Origin of the sequence: Herpetosiphon llansteffanensis (assembly GCF_003205875.1) — a bacterium.
GTDB classification, from domain to species: Bacteria; Chloroflexota; Chloroflexia; order Chloroflexales; family Herpetosiphonaceae; genus Herpetosiphon; species Herpetosiphon llansteffanensis.
Map to the genome: position 1 here is coordinate 16,873 of NZ_PUBZ01000115.1, position 22,376 is coordinate 39,248.

Annotated in this window: 19 protein-coding genes; 12 read left to right on the forward strand and 7 right to left on the reverse strand. The window is 52.7% G+C overall.

Translation table 11 applies throughout. The annotated features are described in order from the left end of the window. Positions 1-171: 171 nt before the first annotated feature. Together rpsO and pnp are read left to right on the forward strand one after the other, a co-directional pair. Positions 172-444, forward strand: a complete 273-nt coding sequence (gene rpsO / locus C5S61_RS18435) for a 30S ribosomal protein S15 (protein WP_110517302.1) — start codon at positions 172-174, stop codon at positions 442-444. 248 nt (positions 445-692) lie between these two features. Further along, a complete protein-coding gene (pnp, locus tag C5S61_RS18440) occupies positions 693-3,050 on the forward strand; it encodes a polyribonucleotide nucleotidyltransferase (RefSeq protein ID WP_110517304.1) in 2,358 nt (785 codons plus the stop codon). Positions 3,051-3,461: 411 nt separating this feature from the next. Here pnp and C5S61_RS18445 read toward each other — a convergent pair whose 3' ends face one another. The 6 genes from C5S61_RS18445 to C5S61_RS18470 all read right to left on the reverse strand — a co-directional run bounded on the left by C5S61_RS18445 (position 3,462) and on the right by C5S61_RS18470 (position 10,622). Continuing rightward, on the reverse strand, positions 3,462-4,271 hold the full coding sequence (locus C5S61_RS18445; protein ID WP_110517307.1) for an AAA family ATPase: 810 nt from the start codon (positions 4,269-4,271) through the stop codon (positions 3,462-3,464). 3 nt (positions 4,272-4,274) lie between these two features. Then, the gene (gene xseA / locus C5S61_RS18450; RefSeq protein ID WP_110517309.1) at positions 4,275-5,453 is read right to left on the reverse strand and encodes an exodeoxyribonuclease VII large subunit; all 1,179 of its coding nucleotides are present in this window, start codon (positions 5,451-5,453) and stop codon (positions 4,275-4,277) included. A gap of 297 nt (positions 5,454-5,750) precedes the next feature. Then, positions 5,751-6,218: an acetyl-CoA carboxylase biotin carboxyl carrier protein gene (accB, locus tag C5S61_RS18455; RefSeq protein WP_110517311.1), complete on the reverse strand. Its 468-nt coding sequence runs from the start codon at positions 6,216-6,218 to the stop codon at positions 5,751-5,753. Between the two features lie 99 nt (positions 6,219-6,317). After that, positions 6,318-6,875: an elongation factor P gene (gene efp / locus C5S61_RS18460; RefSeq protein WP_054535670.1), complete on the reverse strand. Its 558-nt coding sequence runs from the start codon at positions 6,873-6,875 to the stop codon at positions 6,318-6,320. Between the two features lie 33 nt (positions 6,876-6,908). After that, positions 6,909-7,994: a M24 family metallopeptidase gene (locus C5S61_RS18465; RefSeq protein WP_205701428.1), complete on the reverse strand. Its 1,086-nt coding sequence runs from the start codon at positions 7,992-7,994 to the stop codon at positions 6,909-6,911. Positions 7,995-8,477: 483 nt separating this feature from the next. Further along, on the reverse strand, positions 8,478-10,622 hold the full coding sequence (locus tag C5S61_RS18470) for an ATP-binding protein (protein WP_164689621.1): 2,145 nt from the start codon (positions 10,620-10,622) through the stop codon (positions 8,478-8,480). A 142-nt stretch (positions 10,623-10,764) separates the two neighbouring features. On the opposite strand from C5S61_RS18470, the gene C5S61_RS18475 reads away from it, so the two are divergent. Beyond that, positions 10,765-11,232: a peroxiredoxin gene (locus tag C5S61_RS18475; RefSeq protein WP_110517315.1), complete on the forward strand. Its 468-nt coding sequence runs from the start codon at positions 10,765-10,767 to the stop codon at positions 11,230-11,232. A gap of 23 nt (positions 11,233-11,255) precedes the next feature. Continuing rightward, the gene (locus C5S61_RS18480; RefSeq protein WP_110517317.1) at positions 11,256-11,723 is read left to right on the forward strand and encodes a peroxiredoxin; all 468 of its coding nucleotides are present in this window, start codon (positions 11,256-11,258) and stop codon (positions 11,721-11,723) included. 256 nt (positions 11,724-11,979) lie between these two features. On the opposite strand, the gene C5S61_RS18485 is transcribed toward C5S61_RS18480, so the two are convergent. Then, positions 11,980-12,606 (reverse strand): response regulator transcription factor, encoded by a 627-nt coding sequence (locus C5S61_RS18485; protein WP_110517319.1) that lies wholly within the window; start codon positions 12,604-12,606, stop codon positions 11,980-11,982. Between the two features lie 229 nt (positions 12,607-12,835). Between C5S61_RS18485 and C5S61_RS18490 the strand changes: the two genes are divergently transcribed. The 8 genes from C5S61_RS18490 to C5S61_RS18525 all read left to right on the forward strand — a co-directional run bounded on the left by C5S61_RS18490 (position 12,836) and on the right by C5S61_RS18525 (position 21,893). After that, a complete protein-coding gene (locus C5S61_RS18490) occupies positions 12,836-13,897 on the forward strand; it encodes a rod shape-determining protein (RefSeq protein WP_054535676.1) in 1,062 nt (353 codons plus the stop codon). Between the two features lie 2 nt (positions 13,898-13,899). Next, complete coding sequence (mreC, locus tag C5S61_RS18495; protein ID WP_110517321.1) at positions 13,900-14,790, forward strand: rod shape-determining protein MreC; 891 nt, start codon at positions 13,900-13,902, stop codon at positions 14,788-14,790. Further along, positions 14,766-15,275 carry a rod shape-determining protein MreD gene (gene mreD / locus C5S61_RS18500; protein WP_110517323.1) on the forward strand — a complete coding sequence of 170 codons (510 nt, stop codon included), beginning with the start codon at positions 14,766-14,768 and terminating at the stop codon, positions 15,273-15,275. Before mreC ends, mreD begins: the two co-directional genes overlap by 25 nt. A 24-nt stretch (positions 15,276-15,299) precedes the next feature. Then, positions 15,300-17,552 (forward strand): penicillin-binding transpeptidase domain-containing protein, encoded by a 2,253-nt coding sequence (locus tag C5S61_RS18505; protein WP_110517325.1) that lies wholly within the window; start codon positions 15,300-15,302, stop codon positions 17,550-17,552. Positions 17,553-17,563: 11 nt separating this feature from the next. After that, entirely contained in the window at positions 17,564-18,343 is a 780-nt protein-coding gene (locus C5S61_RS18510) for a carbon-nitrogen family hydrolase (RefSeq protein WP_110517327.1), read from the forward strand. A gap of 528 nt (positions 18,344-18,871) precedes the next feature. Next, complete coding sequence (locus C5S61_RS18515) at positions 18,872-19,528, forward strand: ATP-dependent Clp protease proteolytic subunit (RefSeq protein ID WP_012191358.1); 657 nt, start codon at positions 18,872-18,874, stop codon at positions 19,526-19,528. Positions 19,529-19,592: 64 nt separating this feature from the next. Then, a complete protein-coding gene (gene clpX / locus C5S61_RS18520) occupies positions 19,593-20,891 on the forward strand; it encodes an ATP-dependent Clp protease ATP-binding subunit ClpX (protein WP_110517333.1) in 1,299 nt (432 codons plus the stop codon). A gap of 144 nt (positions 20,892-21,035) precedes the next feature. Further along, the gene (locus C5S61_RS18525) at positions 21,036-21,893 is read left to right on the forward strand and encodes an SDR family oxidoreductase (RefSeq protein WP_110517329.1); all 858 of its coding nucleotides are present in this window, start codon (positions 21,036-21,038) and stop codon (positions 21,891-21,893) included. The last annotated feature ends 483 nt before the right edge of the window (positions 21,894-22,376 follow it).

A 22,376-nucleotide genomic window follows, 5' to 3' on the forward strand; every position in this document is an offset into this window, starting at 1 on the left:
AGCAAAGATTCTCATCCAGCTCTCATCCGAAATGTTAAATCGGCTTGACATATCGATTTGCGCAGAATCGATTTTGCTGGTATACTCGCAGCCAATGTGCCGCGAATGACGTTGCACAGGGAAGGGTGGGAAAACCGGCATTCCCATGCCCAATTAACAAGGAGGCACACCGTGTCGCTGGAAAAAGAAAAGTCAACCGTTATCAATAACTATAAACTGCACGAATCAGATACTGGCTCGGCAGATGTGCAAATTGCCCTTTTGACCGACCGCATCAACCAATTGATCGAACACTTGAAACTGCACAAACAAGATCACCACTCACGTCGTGGTTTGCTGAAGTTGGTTGGTCGTCGCCGTCGCTTGTTGGCCTACCTGAGCAAAAAAGACAATGCTCGGTTCCGTGCTGTCAGCGAACGCTTGGGTCTGCGGATCAAAGCCTAAATTGGGTAAAATGTTTGCTTGCAAAGCATGCTAAAATACACGTCTGGGAGTACAATTGCTCCCAGACGTTTTTGTGTTGAGCCACAATAACGCCTCGCTGGCTCAATGATTGCAGTAAAGAGGCGCACTGATGGTTTTGTGGACGTTAGGAATTGGCGCGTGAACAGTGAACGGATGTTGCTGCGCAGGCTCCAGTGCCTAACGATCCACGTTGTGAAGCACCCAAGTGGGGTGTTTGGAGGCATATTTTGACTGAACATCAAGTTCATAGCGTAACGGTTGAGCTTGCAGGTCGCCCATTGACGATTGAAGCAGGCCGCGTTGCCCAGTTGGCCAATGGCGCAGTTTTGGTACGTTACGGCGATACGGTGTTGTTAGCAGCAGTTACTGCTTCAAATGAACCACGCGAAGGGATTGATTTCTTCCCTTTGACCGTCGATTACGAAGAAAAGATGTACGCCGCTGGTAAAATTCCAGGGTCGTTCTTCAAACGTGAAGGCCGCCCAACCGAAACCGCGATTTTGACCTCGCGTTTGACCGACCGCCCATTGCGGCCTTTGTTCCCCAAAGGCTATTACAATGATGTGCAGGTTTCGATCACCACACTGTCAACCGATCAAGTCAATGATCCCGGCCCATTGGCGATTATTGGCGCTTCGGCAGCCTTGGTGATTTCGGACATTCCGTTTGCCGGGCCAGTTGCCGCAGTGCAAATGGGCCATATCGATGGCGTGTTTGCTATCAACCCCGTTATGGGCTTGATGGAAAATAGCCGCCTCGATTTGGTTGTTTCTGGCACCAGCGAAGCAGTGATGATGGTCGAAGCCAGCGCCTACGAATTGACCGAAGCCGAAATGCTCGAAGCAGTTAAGCGCGGTCACGAAGCGATGCAATCGGTTATCCAAGCGCAGCTTGAATTGGCCGAAAAATGCGGCAAGCCCAAAAAAGAATTTGTGGCTCCTGTCGTTGATACCAGCCTGCAAGATGAAATTAAGGCTTGGATGGGCAATCGCTTCTTAGAAGCCTTGAACAACAGCGACAAAACTGCTCGCGAAGATGCAACCGATGCCTTGCGGATTGAAGTGCTCGAAAAATTCAGCGCTGGCGTAGCCGAAGAAGAATTGGCTGCTCGGGTTAAAACCGTCACCAAAGCCTACGATGGCTTGGTCAAAAATGAAGTTCGCTCTTCAATTCTGGAGCAAGGGATTCGGGTCGATGGCCGTAAGGTCAACGAAATTCGCCCAATCGCGGTTGATGTTGGAGTTCTGCCTCGGGTTCACGGCTCAGGCTTGTTTACCCGTGGTCAAACCCAAGTGCTGACCGTGGCAACCCTTGGCTCGCCTGGCGACGAACAACGCCTTGACGATTTGGGGATTGAAACCACCCGCCACTATATGCACCACTACAACTTCCCTGCCTTCTCGACTGGCGAAGCGCGGCCTTCACGTGGCCCACGCCGCCGCGATATTGGTCACGGCAAGTTGGCAGAACGGGCTTTGGTGCCAGTATTGCCAGAAAAAGATTCATTCCCTTACACCATGCGCTTGGTTTCGGAAGTATTGGCATCCAACGGTTCATCGTCGATGGCCTCAGTTTGTGGCTCGTCGTTGGCCTTGATGGATGCTGGTGTACCAATCAAAGCTCCGGTTGCTGGGGTTGCAATGGGCTTGATTACTGGCAAAGAAGCTGGCCAATTCAGCGTCTTGACCGATATCCAAGGCTTGGAAGATGCCTTGGGCGATATGGACTTCAAGGTTGCTGGCACGAGTGCTGGCATCACCGCGCTGCAAATGGACATCAAAACCACGGGCATTACCTACGAAATTATGCAGCAAGCGTTTGAGCAAGCGCGCCAAGGCCGCGTGTTCATTCTCGATAAGATGAATGAAATTATCAACACTGCGCGCAACGATATTTCGCAATTTGCCCCACGGATTATCACCCTGCAAATTGAGCCATCGAAGATCGGTGCTTTGATTGGGCCTGGTGGTAAGACGATTCGCTCAATTATCGAGCAAACTGGCGCTCAAATCGATGTTGAAGACGATGGCCGCGTATTCGTGACCACGCCTGACGCTGATGGTGCACGCTTGGCTCAATCGTTGATCGAAGGCTTGACCCGCGAAGCCAAAGTTGGCGAAATCTTCACCGGTAAAGTTGTGCGGATTATGCCGTATGGCGCGTTCGTCAACATTTTGCCAGGCAAAGATGGCATGGTTCACGTTTCTGAACTCGATGAAAAACGGGTCGAAAACGTCGAAGATGTGGTCAAAATTGGCGACGAATTGACCGTGATGGTAATCGATGTTGAGCCAGGCACCGGCAAGCTCAGCCTTTCACGCCGCGCAATTCTCACTGGCGAAACTGCTGAACAACGCAAGAGCAGCAGCAGCAAAGGTGGCCCACGCGGTGGTAATGGCGGCGGCGGCGACCGTGGCCCACGCCCAGGCGGCGATCGCGGCCCACGCCCTGAAGGCGGCGACCGTGGCCCTCGGCCAGAGGGTGATCGCGGCCCTCGCCCTGAAGGCGACCGCCCCCGTGAAGGTGGCGACCGTGGCCCTCGCCCAGGTGGCAACGACCGCCGTGGTGGTGGCTTCCGCGGCTAAATCTACGAGCTAGTTTCTAATTCACGAAGCGACACGAAGAGCACAAATCTTCGCGTCGCTTTGTGTTTTTAACGCAGAGAGCGAAGTAAGGATGAAGGATGAGGGATGAGGGATGAAGAGCATAGAACATAATCAAACAAATCTGTAGAATCGGTGGCTGAAAGAGAATGAGGCTATTGGCTATGGGAATGATAATCAAACAAATCTGTGCAATCTGTGGCTAAAAGGGAATGAGGCTATAGGCTGTTGGCTATGGGCTATGGGAACGATAATCACACAAATCTGTGGAATCTGTGGCTAAAAAATTAATCTTCGTATTCTTCGCGTTCTTCGCGGTTTCCGTCCTTCATGCTCTTCGTGTTCTTCGTGGATCAAAACCGATCCCCAACAACCGATCCCCGATTCCCATCGCTACAAATGGCGCAAAAAACGATCAGGTTGGTTGAGAAAATCGCGCAATAACGTCACATGCTCAATTGCATTATATTCAATTGGTTGCAATCCCGCTGCGCTAATTTGCAGCAACTGCGCCTTGGGATAGGCCATAATAATCGGCGAGTGCGTTACAATTACAAATTGGCTTTGCTGCGTTTCAACCGCATCGCGCATGAGCGCCAACAAACTCAATTGGCGAATCGGCGCTAATGGCGCTTCCGGTTCGTCGAGCAAATACAAGCCATTTGGCACAAAGCGCGATTGAAACAAACGCAGAAAACTCTCGCCATGTGAAGCGTGATCGAGGCCTTCGCCATAACGATGGCGCAACTCGCCGATGGTGCGCGAATGGGTTTGGCGGGCTTGAGCGCGGGCCAATGGCGAAAGCGTCGTATCGGCCTCGACCTCGCGCAAACCAGCCTCGGCCTCGATGCGCAATTGATTCAAGCGCTGCGCATAGCCAAAAAAATCTTCAGCCCGCAAGAAAAAGCCACGCCCAGAGCGCTTTTTCCAACTCAGGTGCAGGTATTTTGCCAAGCGTTGGGCTGAGGTCAGGCTTTGATCCTGCTCAAGATCGTAGGTTCCGACCGCGATTGAACGAGCGGCCACAGCCAAGCCTTCCAAAAATGTCGATTTGCCAGAGCCATTATCGCCAACAATAATCGTGACTGGCGCGGTAAAATCGATTTCTTGGCCAATTAGCGCCTGAATCGCTGGCACATTCAAGGGAAATTGCTCGCGATCAGCGGCTTTTGGCGCTTTGACTTTGAGGCTGGCTAATAACATCGCTTAATCTCGCAGCTCATCAATTGTGGCCTGAATTTGGCCTTGATGCAGTTGAATGCTGATGCTATCGCCAGCTGCTACTTGGCTGATGTTGGTTAGGGCGCGGCCTGCGTGCAACACCACTGCATAGCCACGGGCCAAGGTGCGTTCAGGATTGAGCGCCACTAAACTACGCTCAGCAACTTGCACCTTCAAACGAGCCATTTCGAGCATGCGTTGCATGGCGCGTTCCAAGCGTTGTTGCTGCACGGCGACATGCTCATGGCCTTGTTGCAGCCGCACTTGGGGATCGTGACGAAGCAGTTGCTGTTGTTGCTGGTTGAGTTCGCTGCGGAGCAATTGCAAGAGCCCTTGGAACAGGCCATGCAACAAGCCAACCTGATTGATCAATTCATCGCGCAGCGTGGCCAGATCGGGCGTGACCAACTCGGCAGCAGCAGAAGGCGTTGGCGCGCGCAAATCGGCAACAAAATCAACGATCGTTGTATCGGTTTCGTGGCCAACACCCGTGACGACTGGTACTGGCGAGGCAAAAACCGCCCGCGCCACAATCTCCTCGTTGAATGCCCAGAGATCTTCAATTGAGCCGCCGCCACGCGCCACAATAATTACATCTGGCTCGAAATCGAACAGCTCATACAAGGCCTCGACAATCGATGGTGCTGCATCTTCGCCCTGTACGAGGGCTGGCGCGATAATGACTTCGGCTAAGGGAAAGCGGCGGCGCAACACATTCAACATATCCTGCAAGGCTGCCCCAGTTGGTGATGTTACAATGCCGATGCGTTGCGGAAAGAGCGGCAAGGGCCGTTTGCGCTCGGTTAAGCCCTCGGCTTCGAGTTGGGCTTTGAGCCGTTCGTATTGGGCTTGCAAGAGGCCTTCGCCAGCAGGTGTGATGAAATCGAGGTACAGTTGCAAGCGTCCGTTATACAATTCAACTTTGCCATGGCCCAAAATTGCCATGCCATCTTGGGGTAAATAGCTAAGCCGCAAGGCAGTTGAACGCCAAATAACCGCATCAATGCGCGCATCGGCTTCCTTGAGCGTTAAATACCAATGGCCCGATGAATGGCGTTTGCAATTGGAAAGCTCGCCATAAACCCAAACATCGCTGACGACGGGATCGCTGGTGAGCACCGCATTGATATAACCACATAATTCGCTGACTGAAAGTTGTTCCATGGCTTGGCCTGCTTACTGAGGATAGTAGCACAATTGTACGAGGAATTAGCTAAAAAAACAATCGTCGATTGTTTAGAAATGATGTAGATCCCCTCACCCCAACCCCTCGCCCGCGTCCAGTGGAAGCTGGCTTTCAAGGGTAGGTTTTAAGATTCCCTCACCCCAACCCCTCTCCCGTGCGCGGGCGAGGGGCTTTACCACGGTGGTTCTTTTGCAATTCTGCTGAAACCCAATGCTCCCCCTCGCCCGCATCGAGTGGGAGAGGGGGCTGGGGGGTGAGGGAACGTCACAAGCAACCTAATCAAGTGGCACGATTGAAATCAGCACTTGGCCATACTCGACTGGCTGGCTATTTTCAACGTGAATTACCGCCACGCGGCCATGAATTTCGCTTTCAATTTCGTTCATCATCTTCATGGCTTCGACAATGCCGATCACATCGCCTGGATGCACTTCATCGCCAACTTTAACGTAGGCTGGATCTTTGGGCGATGGCGAGGCATAGAACGTTCCAACCATGGGCGAGGTAATGGGCTGGCCAATTGTTGCGGCTGGGGTTTCGGCAGTGCTGGCAGCTGCTGGAGCCGCAACTACGCCGCTGGTAACCACAACCGGGGCTGCCACAGCATAGGGCGTGCGCTTGACATGAATCTTGGCATCGCCACGCTCAAGGCTCAGCTCGGTAATATCGGTTTGGGTGATTAAACGGAGCAACTCACGCACATCCTCGGTGAGTAAATTATGTTCTGGCGTTTGCTCACTCATGGGCTAACATCCTCAACTACACTTTTAGAAATGGCGACGGCGCAGGGAACGTGCCCAGCGCCGTGATGATCAGCTTTAAAATACGCGGCGCAACTCCACCTAGATCCGGGTGAGGTACTTGCCGTTGGTGGTATCGACGCGAATCCGTTCGCCGACGGCGACGAATGATGGCACTTGCACCACCAAACCAGTATCGGTTGTTGCGGGCTTGCCACCACCTGAAGCGGTATCGCCTTTGTAGTTTGGCTCGGTTTCGACCACCGTCATCTCGACTGATGATGGCAACGAAATATCCAATACTTCATCTTCATAGGTCAAGACATCGAAGGTTTCGTTTTCGCGAATGTACAACAAGGCATCTTCGAGCAAATCTACACTGACGGGGAATTGATCGTAGGTTTCGGTGTTCATCACGTAGATGTAGTTATCTTCGCGATAGAGATATTGCACATTGCGGGTTGACAAGCGGGCTACTTCAAAGCGTTCGCCAGCCATAAAGGTTTTGACGGTGGTGGCACTGGTGCGGACATTGCGTAAGGTCAGGCGCAAGAATGCCGTCCCACGACCTTGCTTGACGTGGTTGGCTTCCATCACGCGGAACAATTCACCATCAATAATGAGGGTTAGACCTTTGCGTACTTCACCTGTTGAGACCATGATACAAAAACTCCCTTTGGGTTGTAATAAATTTTAGGCTTGCTCGATCACAATAATCGGGTCAAGTGGTGACTGTGTAAGGGTTTCAACGCCATTGGCATTGAGCAAAACCAAGTTTTCGAGCCGCACGCCGCCCCAATCGGGCAGATAAATGCCCGGCTCGATGCTGAAAATTGAGCCAACTGGCAGCAAATCGTTGTGCACGCGGCTGAGCCGTGGCTCTTCGTGAATCTGCAAGCCTACCCCGTGGCCCGTGCCATGGCTGAAATATTCGCCATAGCCAGAAGCTTCGATGACATTGCGGGCGAATGCATCGGCCTCTTTGCCAGTGGTGTTGGCAGTGATGCCGTTGGTTGCATCGGCAAGTGCATGGCGCACAATGCCATAAATTTCTTCAAATTTGGCATCGGGCTGGCCTAGCACCAAGGTACGCGTCATATCGCCATGATAGCCAGCATACAGCGCGCCAAAATCAATCACAATCGGTTGACCTTGGCCAAGTGGCGCGTTGCCAGCGTGATAATGGGGCAAGGCGCTATTCAGGCCAGCACCGACGATAATCTCAAAAGCTAAGCCATCGCCGCCATGCTCCACGATTGCCTTGTGCAATTCCCAAGCAACTTCGCGTTCGAGCATGCTTGGGCGCAACATAGGCTTCACTGCTGCCAAAGCTTGGTCGGTGATGCTGATTGCTTGGCGCAAGGTCGCAACTTCTTCGCTGCTTTTGATTGCCCGCAGTTGCTCGGTCAACGAACCAATCGCAACCAAGGTTACATCGGCGGGCAGTGCTTGGCGCAAGGCATTGTAATCGGCAACGCTCAGGGTTGTTGGCTCGTAGCCCAAGCGTTTGATTGGCGCAACATAGCGGCCAACGCAGCTATACAACGTTTCATCAAGCGTGCGCGTGATGGTTTCAAAGTGGCTGGCCTCTTGCGCTGCCTGCACGGTATAACGGCCATCGGTGATTAACAATGCGCGTTGAGCATCAATTAATAACACGCCCGCCGAACCACTAAACCCGCTCAGATACCGCCGATTTTGGCTATTGGCCACCAACAATCCATCAATTTGGGCTGCTTCAAAAAGCATCCGCAACGCTGCGAGCCGTTCTTGAGACACCGCGCACCAGCCTTTCAGCACACTACAAGCCCGCTTGGGGTTGCCAACGGGCTTTGTCTAGTATATATGCCATCAAAGATGCTTGTCAAACGTTTTTATTGTAAAGTCGGGGATCGGGGATCGGGAGTTGGGGATTGGGGATCGGTCTATAGGCGATGGGCTATGGGCTATGGAAAACATAATCAAAAAAATCTGTGGAATCTGTGGCAAAAAAATAATCATTCGTGCAATTCGTGGATCAATTTAACGTAGCGGCGCAGAGAAAAGGATGAACAGAGAACAGCGAATTTGGGGATCAGGGATCGGGGATTGGGGATCAGGCTTTGGGGCATGAGAATAATAATCAAAAAAATCTGTGCAATCTGTGGCAAAAAAATAATCATTCGTGCAATTCGTGCAATTCGTGGCTAAAAAAATTAACTTTCGTGCGCTTAGTGGATCATTAACTCTTCCGATCCCCGACCTCCAACACCCGATCCCCAACTATGCCTGATAACTCGCTGCTAGGTGGAGGCTGGCTTGGGCTGCGCCTGCAAAATCGCCAAGCGTCTCGAAGGCTTGCCGCGCAGCATCAAAACTAGCACGCGCCGCTAGCAAATCGCCCTCCAAGACCCAAGCCCGACCAAGCCCAAGCAGCCGTAGCGGCGTTGTTTCTAAGCTCAGTGCTCGCTGATAGAGCGTCACTGCTGCTTGGCCCGATGCCATAATCAAGGCATGATAGCCAGCCATTTCTGCGTAGCGTGCTGCTTCGTGCGCATTGCCCGCCGCTTCGTAATGGCTGGCCAATTGCACCGCGACCAGCGGCAACATACCTGCATAACTCGCAGCCAAGGCTTCAGCTGCCCGTCGATGAAACACTTGGCGACGCGCCGGACTCAGATGCTGCTGCCAAACTTCGCCAATCAATGGGTGGGCAATTTGATATTGGCCTGTTTGCTCGGCCAAAATGCCCTGCTGCAACAACAGATCAAGCATATCGAGGGCTTGATCTTCGTCGCAATGACTGACTTGTTGCAACCATTCGAGCCTGCTGTTGATGCCCAAAATCATGGCGGCTGAGAGCAAGGCTTGGGCTGCACTCGGCAGGTTGGTTAAGCGTAAGCCCAATACATCTGCCAACGAGCTAGGAATTTGCTCGCTGGGCGCTTGTAATAATTCGTGCAAAAAGTAGGGATTACCACGGCTGCGCTGATAAAGTTGGGCGCTGCGTTGCTGATCGCCGCCGTGTTGACGCACCAATTGCTCGCTTTCGCTGGCACTTAGCGGTTGCAACTCATGGCGTTGGGCGATGTGGTTACGTTGCCAATGCCAAAGCAAATTGGCCAATTCGCCATGCACCTGGTTGGCGCGATAGGTCAAGATGATCAGCACTGGCTTGGATTGCAAGCGTTCGGCGGCATAGCCCAGCCAACCAAGCGAAAGTTCATCGGCCCAATGCGCATCGTCGAGCACCAACACCAAAGGCTGATCGGCAAACAACAACAAGACCTGCAACATGGCCTCGAAAATCCGTCGCCGTTCTTCCGCTGGCGTGGCTGTGCTGATTGGCGGCACAATCTCGCGTTGCTTAAAATCAGGAATCAAGCGTGCCAGCTCGCTCTGCCAGTAGGGCGTTAATGGCGATTGTGCGCCAAACAGCCAATCCAGCAGGGCAGTTTGGTCAGTCCAAGTTAAAAATGGCGCAAATGGCAACAGTTGGGTAATTTCCAGTCCGCGCGCCACAATCACCTGATGCGCTTCGCGAATTTGGCCCAGCCATGTTTGCCACAAGCTGGTTTTGCCAATGCCTAGCTCGCCGGTGAGCAGCACAACTTGGAGTTGATTGGGCAAACTAGCTTGCCATGCGCGCTGCAACAAAGCGTAATCACGCTCGCGGCCAATTAATCGGGCATTGTTGGTTGGGGCGGGCAAGCGTGGCGGCTGAAGCGTGGCGGTCGGTGGCGGGCCAAGAATTTGCATGCGCAGCGCTTGGGTTGCTGCTGCTGGCTCCAGGCCTAGTTGTTGCTCAAGTTGATAATGGAAATTGGTGTAGTGTTGCAGCGCATTTGCCCGTTGATCAAGCGCCAAGCATGCTTGAATCGCCGCTTGGACAAATGGCTCATGCAATGGATCGATCGTGAGGCCATGGCTCGCAAGCTGGAGTTTTTGCTGCCAATCGTCGAAGCGTTGCAACGCCTGTTCAAGCAATTGCAGATAGTGGTTTTGCAGCCGATTGCGCTCTTGCAGCAGCCACAATTCAAACTCCGGCGCATCGCGCAAATTCAGGCCATCGAGCAATGGGCCACGATAACAATGAAGCAGGGTTGTGAGATTAGGCTGATCGAATTGCCACAATGCGTGCAGATCGTTCCAGCTCTCACTGCCCAAACTCAAGCGATCATCGTGGTTGCGAATGCAATCGTTGCCAAGTTGTTGGCGCAACAGCCAGAGACAATTGCTCAGGTTTTTGCGCGCGGCGCTGCTGCTACTTTCGGCCCACAACAAGCCCAAAATGCGTTCGCGTGGCTGCGGCTGTGGTTGGCAGGCCAAATAGGCCAATAACGCCACGGCCTTGGCATTGGTCAGACTAATCAATTGCTGGTTGTAGAATATTTGCGGCTGGCCCAAAAAATAATAACGTCGTTCCATCGCCAATCCCAACCCAAAATCACCTAGCCAGCATTTTAAACCAAAAATCATACCAAGTGGGAATTAACTCGGGAAACCAAATGGGAAGCTCATGGGCCATAATCGCCTGAGTGAATAGTGATTAATCGTGGAGCAACGCCCAATGACTACCGCAACCGCTGGCAAACTAAAGGTTGGTGACAGCGCCCCAAACTTTCGGCTACCCAACCAAACTGGCGCAATCGTCGATCTTAACGATTTGCTGGGTAAAAAGCATATTGTGCTCTTTTTCTATCCCAAAGATGATTCGCTGATTTGCGTGGCCGAAGTCTGTGCTTTTCGCGACCAATACGAAGTATTCAAGCAAGCAGGAGCTGAAGTCATTGGCGTAAGCAGCGATTCAGTTGAATCACATCAGCAATTTGCCGCGAAACATCGCTTGCCATTTACCTTGCTGAGCGATGGCGATAGTGCGGTGCGCAAAGCCTATGGTGCAACCACGCTGGGCATTTTTACTGGCCGCGTGACCTACATTATCGATCCGCAAGGCACGATTCAACATATTTTCTCATCGCGCTTGAATGCCCAAAAACATATTGACGAATCGTTACGAATTTTGCAACAAGCCTAAATTTTAGTGGGGAGTTTTTTGATATGGCGACTGCAACCACTGGCAAATTGAGCGTTGGCGATCAAGCCCCAGCGTTCAGCCTGCCCAACCAAGCTGGCCAAATGGTCGATCTGCAAAGCCTGATTGGCAACAAGAAAATCGTTTTGTTTTTCTATCCCAAGGATCATTCTGCTGGCTGTGTGGCCGAAGTCTGTGCTTTTCGCGACCAATACGAGGTGTTTAAGCAAGCGGGAGCAGAAGTGATTGGCATTAGCAGCGATTCGGTTGAGTCGCACGAGCAGTTTGCCGCTAATCATCGCTTGCCGTTTACCTTGCTAAGCGATAGCGCTGGCACGGTGCGCAAGCTCTATGGCGCAACCACGCTGGGCATTTTGGCGGGCCGCGTCACCTACATTATCGATCAACAAGGTACAATTCAACATATTTTCTCGTCGATGCTCAACGCCAACAAACACATCAGCGAAGCGCTGCGCATTATCACCGAGGCCTAAGTTTTTTATCCACGAAGGCTATGGGTTTTTGACCCACGAAGGACACGAAGAGCACGAAGCACAGGCTATGGGCTATCGGCGATTGGCTTTTGGAACCAAATGTTATACCACCAAATGTTCCGACAGCCAATAGCCTGTAGCCCGATCCCCAACCCCCATCAACCGATCCCCACCATCCTATGTTCTATGTTCTTTTTTGACTTTTGACTTCTGCCTTTTGATTTACTTCATCCCTCATCCTTCATCCTTCATCCTTTTACGTCAGGCTGATCAGTTTTTGGCGCACGGCGATGCTGACGGCCTCGGTGCGATTGGTTGCGCCGAGCTTGCCCAAAATATTTTGCACATGAACTTTGACCGTGCGCAGCGCAATATCAAGCTCTAGCGCAATCTCGCCGTTGGAGCGACCACGGCCCAGCAGGTGCAGCACTTCCAACTCGCGTGGTGTTAATGATTCTGGCTGTGGATTGCTCACGCCAGCCACCAGTTTGGCGGCAATATCGGGCGCAAGGTGGGTGCTGCCACGAGCAACCGCTTGAATTGCCGCAACCAACTCATCAGCAGACGCATCTTTAAGCAAATAGCCCTTGGCTCCTGCGCGCAGAGCCGCCCACAGAAACTCATCGGTGGCATAGGTTGTGAGCACCAGCACTTTGGCTTGGGGCCAGCGTTGGCAAAGCTGGCCAATCGCGGTTGGGCCATCCATAACGGGCATTTGCAAATCCATCAATACGACATCTGGTAGTTCTTGGGCATAGAGATTGATTGCTTCTTGGCCGTTGGCAGCCTCGCCCACAATCGCAATGCTGGCCTCATCCTCCAAAACAGCAATCAAGCCCTCGCGAACAATCCGTTGATCTTCAACAATTGCAACTCGAATCATGGCAAAATCCTCGGCGATGGCGTTTTTAGCGCCGTGCTATCAGCTAGCTATCAGCTTAACACGGGTCTCGCCCGATCTGATTATGCTATAATGGCGCGTATACGAGGGCCAAAAGCCCTTCTTTTTTGGATTAAATGCCCGCTTGCGGGGCTTGTGGCTCCGGCCTGCACCTTGACTTCCTGCCAACCATCCACGCGAGCGCTGCAGCAGAAAGATCATCGCACCATATATGTTTAGATCATTTTTTCGCTCATTTAGCCGCGATATTGGTATGGACTTAGGCACCGCCAATACTTTAGTCTATTTACGCGGCAAAGGCATTGTAATTTCCGAGCCATCAGTGGTGGCCATTGATAAACGCACGGGAATTCCCCAAGCTTTTGGCGCTGCGGCCAAAGCCATGGTCGGCAAAACCCCAGCTAATATTGTCGCAGTTCGTCCGCTCCGCGATGGCGTAATTGCCGATTTTGATGTTGTCGAAAAGATGATGAAATATTTTTTCGACCAAGCCCACAAGCACGTTGGCGCAAGCATTGCTGGCCGCCCACGCGTGATTGTCGGCGTGCCTTCGGGCGTGACCGATGTGGAAAAACGCGCTGCTCGTGACGCTGCGATGAACGCTGGCGCACGCGAAGCCTATGTGATCGAAGAACCCATGGCCGCTGCGGTTGGTGCAGGCTTGCCTGTAACCGAACCAACTGGCTCGATGGTCGTCGATATTGGTGGCGGTACAACCGAAGTTGCCGTGATCTCGCTGGGCGGGATTGTGATTAACCACTCGTTGCGCACCGCTGGCGACGAAATCGACGAAGCCGTCATCGCCTTTGCCCGCCGCGAATATAACTTGCTGATTGGCGAGCGCATGGCCGAAAAAGCCAAAATTGCCGCTGGCTCAGCCTACCCACTCGAAGAAGAAATTAAAGTGACCTTGCGGGGCCGCGATTTGCTGACTGGCTTGCCCAAAGCGATTGAAATTAGCAGCATTGAGTTGCGCGAAGGCATCGCTGGCCCAGTTGCTAATATCGTTTCCGAAGTGCGCACCGCCTTGGAAGAAACCCCGCCAGAGTTGGTTGCCGACATTATGGAGCACGGCATTACCTTGGCTGGTGGCGGCTCGCTGTTGCGCGGCTTAGATCGCCGGATTGCCGCTGAAACCAAAATGCCAGTCCACATCGCCGAAGATCCGCTTTCGTGCGTTGCTCGCGGTACTGGCAAAATGATCGAAGAATTTGATAAATACCGTGACACGATTCGGCGTTCGCAAGAATCGCGTCGCATCAAACGCGGATAGCCATGTTAAATCGTTCAGGCAATGCCCAACGCGCTACCAAGCTGATTATTTGGCTGGCTTGTATTGTGGTTGTGCTGCTGTTGCTCGATCAACAGGGTGTTTTGACTCCGGTTACGGCGAGCACTGCCCGCTTTTTGACTCCGGTTACCCGAACGTTGACGAATATTCGGTTAGCAATTAGCGACACCTTCGGCGGCATTTTCGGTTCGTCGCAAGCAGCCCAAGATTTGGCCGCCATGCAACAACGGGTAACCGAGCTTGAAAACGAAAATCTGCAATTGCGCAGCGCCGCCGCCGAAAACGCAACCTTGCGCCGAACCGCAGGCATGCGCGAACGCTATGGCTGGCGCACGGTGATTGGCAATGTGGTCAGTCGCTCCGCCGATGCTGGCAATCGTGTGATTAGCATTGATCGTGGCACTGCCGATGGCTTGGCGGTGGGCATGCCGGTCGTCTCGCACGTCAACGGCAGCCCCGATGCGCTGATTGGCTTGGTCGATACGGTGAGCCAACATAACGCTACCGTCTTGCTCATTACCGATGCGCGATCGGTTGTGAGCGGCCAAGTGCTAGCGCAAGTTGCCAACGAGCAAGAAGGCGGCAGTATCAGCCAACCAATGGGCGATGTGCTTGGGCAATGGCAGCTTGGCTCGCGCCTGATTATGCGCCATATCGATCGCGAAGCTAAATTTAAAGTTGGCGACGATGTGCTGACCGCTGGCATTAGCAAAGCCCTAGCCTTTGATGCGCCTGCAGCGCGGATTCCGCCTGATGTGCCAATTGGCCGCGTGAGTGCGATTCGCCCCGACGGCCACGGCCAACAAGCCGATATTGAACCATATTTTGATCCTGATGTGGTGCGGACTGTATGGATTATCGTCGGCGAAGATTAAGCGAGCGGCTGCGTGGGCAGCTTTGGTTGGCAGCCAGCGTTGGATTAACCGTTATCGTGCAGACGACCCTTTTACCAACCGTTTTCAATGCCCACTTGAATTTGGTGTTGTTGGCAGTGGTTTGTTGGACGTTGCTGGCCGATGTTGCCAAGGGCGCGGCCATTGCCATGTATGGCGGCCTGTTGATCGATGTGGTGGGCTATTCGCCCTTTGGCAGCCATGCCTTGGCCTTGTTGCTGGTTGCTTGGCTGTGTAGCCTTGCTGCCGAGCGCTTTCCGCCCGATACATGGCCAACTTCGCTGTTGCTCAGCATCGGCGCAACCCCGCTTTATCACTTGATTACCCAAATGTTTCGCGGTGGCACCGACGATTGGTTGAGTTGGGCGATTGTGGTGCTTGTGCCAGCCATGATTATCAACGCGATTGGGGTTTTGCCAACGTTTCTCGTTTTGCAATGGTGGAACGAACGGCAAATTCGCCACTAAACTTTATCATCAAGGAGAACCCTTATGCGCGGTCGCCTGATCGGCTTACGGGTCGTGAGCTTAATTATATTCATTGCCTTGCTCGCCCGTTTACAGCAATTGCAATTTGGCAGCAGCGCTGCAACCTCGCGGGCTTCGATTGAGCAAAATATTACGCGCCACGATTATATTGCGCCGCAACGAGGCGAGATTTTTGCCAGCGATGGCACAACCTTGCTCGCCGCCTCGGTTCCAACCTCGATCTTAGGCATTCAAGCTGAATCGTTGCCAAGCAAACGTGCTGATCGCAACGCCGTGTATATGCGGTTGAGCATGCTGTTGCCATTCAGCGATACCTTCACGCTCTCGCCAACCACCAAAATGCAGGAAGATCCTGCCTTGGCAGCGGCAGTTTATGGTATTGCGCCAATTTTGCCAGCTAATACAAGTTTTGCGCCGCATCAATCGATTACGGTGACCGTGCCAATGGGCAAGGCCTTAACCGCCTTGCAATTGAGCAAAGCCTATACCGATGTGATTACCTTGCAGCCAGGCGTGGAAAAAGCCCTCGCCAAAGCCAATTTGCCATCGTATTTGGTTGTGCCGGTGGCGAAAAATATTCCCAATGATGTGGCCTTGGCAATTCGCGAAAATGCGCTGGCCTTGCCCGGCGTGCGGGTTGTTGATGGTTTCCAGCGCGATTACCCGCTGAGTGCCGAAACCAAATCGCTTTCGCATGTATTGGGCTATATGATTCGGATTAACGATAAGCAACTAGCTCGTTACAATCCCCTGAATGATGCAGATGGCCCGCGTCAATACTTGGAAAGCGATTTGATTGGGGTTGATGGGATTGAAAATTATTACGAATCAACCTTGCGCGGCAAACTTGGCACCAATCAAATCTCGGTCGATGTTTGGGATCGGATTGTCGGCGAGCCAAAGGTGTTGCAACCAATGGAAGATGGCAAGAATCTGATTTTGAATATCGACATGGATTTACAACGTGATACTGAGCAGATTTTGCAAAAATGGCTCGATATTGCCGACCAACGCCGCGTGCGCTTAGCCAACACGCCTGGCAAAGATCAAGTTAAATATGCCTCATATGATCGCATCAACAAAGGTGTGATTATGGTGATGGATGTCAATACTGGCGCGGTGCTGGCCTCGGTCAGTTTGCCCGCCTACGATAACAATGCCTTCAATCGCGGCGAGGTCGAAGAAATTACCGATTTATTTACCGATGAAGAAAACACGCCTTTGTTGCATCGCGCGATTGCTGGTAAATATCCACCTGGCTCGACTTTCAAGCAATTTACCGCTGCCGCCGCCTTGGATAGCGACATTATCAATCCCGATTCGCGCATTCAAGACCCGGGCTTTTTGATTGTGCGCAACGAATATAACGAAGCGCTGACCAACCAATATCCCAACTCCAACCGCCGCGCCAATGGCTTGATCAATGTTTCCGATGCCTTGAAAGTTTCGTCGAACGTCTTTTTCAACACGGTTGCTGGTGGTACTGATTACGTAACCAATCTCAAGCCAAACGATCCCCAAATTAAAGGCGGCTTGGGGATTGATCGTTTATACGAGACGGTTTCGGGCGAGTTTGGCTTCGATAAATTGACTGGTATCGATCTGCCTGGCGAAGATTCGGGGATTATTCCCAATAAAGAGTGGAAGAAGCAGCGCCGCGAACGCTGGGGCGTTGGCGATACCTATATCGCGGCGATTGGCCAAGGTGATGTGCAAGTTACGCCATTGCAATTGCTGCGTGCAACCGTCGCAACCGCCAATCGCGGCACGGTCTATCAACCGCAGGTGGTCAAAGCAATTACCGATTTGAACCGCACCGATACCATTACGCTTACGCCAGTGATTGAGCACACGATCAATCTTGCGCCTGAGCATTGGGCCGTGATTCGCGAAGGGATGCGCCGCTCTGTGCGTGATTCCGATGCCTATAATCGAATTGCCAATGGCAACAACAAACCAGCAGGCGCGATTATTGCCGATCTTGATCGGCTGGATTTGGCGGGCAAAACCGGAACTGCCGAATATGCAGAAGGGCCATATTTGCGTTCGCACTCGTGGTTTGTGGGCTTTGCGCCATTCGATAATCCGAAGGTCGCGATTTTGGCGATGCTCGAAGGCACTGGCGATTTAGGCGACGGTTCGGGGACGTTGGCGCTGCCAGCGGTGGTTGATGTGCTGCGCGCCTATAACGGCGAAGGCTTCCCTGATATTAATGGCAATCTGCCTGCGCCTCCAGCGGGCAGCACTGGCCAATAGAGGAAACAGCGATGCAATTATCAGTTGCGTTGGGCCAAATTGACCTTGTTTTGGGCGATCGCGAAGCCAATTTGGCAAGCGTGCGCAAACTTGCAGCGCGAGCCGAAATTGCTGGCGCAGATCTGTTGGTGCTGCCAGAATTATGGGGCACTGGCTATATGCTGGAGCAAGCCCACGAATTGAGCGATCCGCTGGGCAAGGGCTTGTTTGAAGAAGTGGCGGTTTTGGCAGCGCGGCATCATGTGGCAATTGTTGGCTCGCTGCTAGAGAGCGCTGGCGAGCAAGTTTATAACACTGCCACGCTGTATGATGCGCAGGGCAAACGGCTGCATAGCTATCGCAAAACCCACCTGATTGGCCTGATGAACGAAGATCAATACTTGGGTGCTGGCCAGCAAGCAGAGGTTGTTCAAACGGCATGGGGCACAAGCGCTTGCGCCATTTGCTACGATTTGCGCTTTCCCGAGTTGTTTCGGCGCTATGCTTTGGCTGGCGCAGAAGTAATTATTATTCCTGCTGAATGGCCGACAGCGCGGATCGAGCATTGGCGTACGTTGCTGCGGGCGCGAGCGATCGAAAACCAAGCGGTGGTGATTGCCTGCAATCGGGTTGGCAGCGACCGCGCTAACCAATTTGGTGGCGCTTCGATGGTGATTGATCCATGGGGCACTGTCTTGATTGAGGGCGATGATCAAACTGGCTTGCTGACCGCGACCGTTGATCTGGACACTGTTGCCAAAGCCCGCAACTTTCTGCCAGTCTTCCGCGATCGACGGGTTGATGTGTATTAGGCCGAGGGGTCAGGGATCAGGGGCTAGGGGTCAGGTTTTGATCCACGAAGCGCACGAAGATGAGGCTATGGGCTATGTGTACAGGCTCATTGGGTTAACAGCCACACGCATGCCCTCACTCCCAGCCCCTCTCCCACTGAACGCGGGCGAGGGGAGTTGACTCGTTTTTTGCACGCATTGCGGCAGAACCACGCGGTTAAAGCCCCTCGCCCGTGCCACGGGAAAGGGGTTGGGGTGAGGAGCTCATGCGGTGGTTAACATGATGTACCAATATATCTCTGTTCTATGCTCTCTGTTCTCTGTTCTTTTTGACTTCATCCCTCATCCTTCATACTTTTAAACGCTGGTTGCGTAGTTCAGCTGAATGGTGGATAATCAACCAGCAGAATGCTGGCAGTGAACAAGTGTTGGAATCGTGTTAATATTGCGATGCAATGGAACGGCCCTCTGCCATGCGCGAGGTTTTTCGGGTAGACTAGAAGCATCGACCGAAGTGCGCCGACGCGCACCGTTGCAAGGAGGCTTGCTATGTCCTGGTTTCAATGGCTCTCACCTGCTCACGACATTGTGGCAGCGAAATCGCCCTCGATGGTTGTTCCCTACGTTGTAGAAACGAGCAGCCGCGGCGAACGAGTTTATGACATCTACTCCCGTTTGCTCAAAGAGCGGATCATCATTCTCGGTACGCCGATTGATTCGCAAATTGCGAATGTGTTGGTAGCTCAATTATTGTTCTTGCAACACGATGATCCTGATCGCGATATTTCGATCTATATCAACAGCCCCGGCGGCGAAGTAAACGCTGGCCTTGCAATCTACGATACGATGCAAATGGTTTCGCCCGATATTGCGACCTGGTGTGTTGGTTTTGCTGGCAGTATGGCTACCCCAGTGCTTGCTGGCGGCACCAAAGGCAAACGCTATTCGTTGCCAAACTCTACCATCCACATGCACCCAGCAGGTGGTGGCGCACGTGGCTATGCGCCTGATGTCGAAATTCAAATTAAAGAGTTGTTGCGCTTGCAAAACATTGTGCGTGGCTTGCTAGCGAAAGATACCGGCCAGCCAATCGAACGCATTGCCCGCGACTTCGACCGTGACTTGTTTATGACACCAGAACAAGCAAAAGAATATGGTATCATTGACGAAATTACGACCCACATCGAAGCTGGGCAACAAGATTAATTGAGCAACAAGGATGATGACGCGAGCAACGAGGCTCGCGTCGTCACCAATGGGAGCAATTCCAATGGCGCATTCCGCCTTTATGCCACCGACCTATTACTGCTCGTTTTGCGGGCGGAGCCAAGATGAAGTCGATCGCTTGGTCACAGGTCCGGGGGCATTGTTTATTTGCAACGAGTGCATTGAGTTATTAAGCGCAATTATCGCCAATGAGGAGCGTAAAGATGCTCCGAATACCCCAACCCTACCACCAACTTTGCCAATTCCCCACGCCATTCGCGACCATCTCGATGAGTACGTGATTGGCCAAGATCGGGCCAAAAAGGTGATGGCGGTGGCGGTTTACAACCACTACAAGCGGTTGCGTGCCCAAGCTCAAGGCGATACCGATGTCGAAATTCAAAAAAGCAATATTCTGTTAGTTGGCCCAACTGGCTCGGGCAAAACGTTGCTGGCCCAAACGCTGGCCCGTATGCTCGATGTACCGTTTGCCATCGCCGATGCGACCGCTCTCACCGAGGCTGGCTATGTTGGCGAAGATGTCGAGACGATTCTGTTGCGTTTGATTCAGGCCGCCGATGGCGATGTTGATCGGGCGCAGATGGGCATTTTGTATATCGACGAAATCGATAAGATTGCCCGTAAAGCCGATAATCCTTCGATTACCCGCGATGTTTCGGGCGAGGGCGTGCAACAAGCCTTGCTGAAAATTCTCGAAGGTGGCGTGGTGAATGTGCCGCCAATGCCTGGCCGTAAACACCCGCAGCAAGAATTTATTCCCTTTGATACCACCAATGTGCTGTTTATCTGTGGTGGCGCTTTCGAGGGCTTAGAGCACCACATTGCCCAACGCTTGGGCAGTGCTGGCACCTTGGGATTTGGCAAAACGATCGTCAAAGAAGAACGGATCGAACGTTCAAAGAAATTGCTCTCGTTGGTCAACCCCGACGATTTGCTGCACTTTGGCTTTATTCCTGAGTTTATCGGGCGGATGCCAGTGGTCGCCGCGCTCACGCCACTCGATAAAGATGCGATGCTGCGCATTTTGACCGAGCCACGCAACGCGATCATCAAGCAATATCAAAAAATGTTGGCACTTGATCACGTGCAGCTCGAAGTCAGCAGCGATGCCATGGAAGCGATCGTTGAGCGTGCCTTGGCGGGCAAAACCGGCGCACGTGGTTTGCGCACCGCTGTCGAGGAAATTCTGCTCGATGTAATGTTTGACTTGCCTTCGGAAACCGATGTTGTGCGCTGTGTCATCACCGCCGAAACCGTGCGTGATGGCGCAATGCCAACCTTGATTCGCCGTACAAGCACCCGCAGTCGGGCTGGCAAGCAACCAACAACCAAGGCTAGCTAAATTGCGTTTGTTGAATTCGATGCCTCGTTCTTGCTCAAGAACGAGGCATTTTGTTTTAGCATTTGTTGCCGTGGCTTGACACACTGCGTAAATCGCGGCATCCTGCTAGTAGTACACGTAGTATGTGGCTTTTATGGAGGCTCTATGAAGGGTAAAGTTTGTTTGGTCACTGGGGCAACTGGTGGCATCGGCAAGGTGACGGCCTTAGAACTCGCTCGTCAAGGCGCGACGGTGGTGATTATTGGGCGGCATCCATTGCGCACCGAAGGCGTTACCGAGATGATCAAACGTGAAACTGGCAATCCCAATGTTAGTTATATTCTGGCCGATTTATCCAAGCAGGCCGAAGTGCGCCGCGCCGCCGCAGAATTTCTCAGCCAGCACAATCAATTGCATATTTTGGTCAATAATGCTGGGGCGTTCTATACCTCGCGCCAAGAAAGCGCCGATGGGATTGAATTGACCATGGCGCTCAATCACTTAGCCTACTTTCTGCTGACCGATTTGCTGCTGGATACGCTCAAAGCCAGTGCGCCTGCCCGCATTATCAATGTTTCGTCCGATGCTCATCGCATGGGATCGATGGATTTCAACGATCTCGAGGGCAAGCGCAAATGGGGTGGCTGGCGCATGTATGGCCGTTCCAAATTGGCCAATATTCTGTTTACCAAAGAGCTAGCCCGCCGTTTGGCGGGTACCGATGTCACGGTTAACTGTTTGCATCCTGGCGTAGTCGCAACCGGCTTTGCTGCCAACAATGGTCTCTTGGGGACAGTTTTTCGCAAACTTTTGGATCTTGGTTCGATCAGTGCCGAAAAAGGGGCCGAAACGACCTTATACCTCGCCACCTCGCCTGAAGTTGAGCACGTCACTGGTTTATATTTCGACAAAAAGAAACCGCGTGAATCCAGCCCAATTTCCAACGATCAAGCTGCCGCCGAAAAGCTTTGGCAATGGAGCGAGCAAAAAGTTCAGCCAACCAGCAACCAACAAGCAGCCTAGCAAAGTATGAGGGATGAACGAAAGGATGAAGGATGAGGGATGAAGGATGAAGTGTGAGAGAAGAGAGCATAGAACATAGGCAGAACGTTTTAACGCAGAGGCGCAGAGGAATTATGGCTATGGGCTATATGTACTGGTTCATTGGATTGGCAATCGTGTTCCCTCACCCCCCAGCCCCCTCCTTTCAAGGGTAGGTAGTTAACACCGGTGACCATGGTTCAGGATAAAAACGTCCAACGGGAAGTGGCTGGTGGGTCATGAGGTGGGTGATGATCAGCAAGAGGCCACGCCGGAAACAGCTGAGCATGCGGGGACGGGCGGCCACCACCGCAGGTGGCCACGTTCCCTTGGGCGGGGGTTCGTCCTCACCCGTCGCGTTCGCTGCGTCAGTCCTATCCGCCTCACCTCCCACACTCACCACCCACAACGTGGCGACGGCCAGCAGCACCCACCAGCGCGCAATCCGCTCGGGGTCGGTCATTT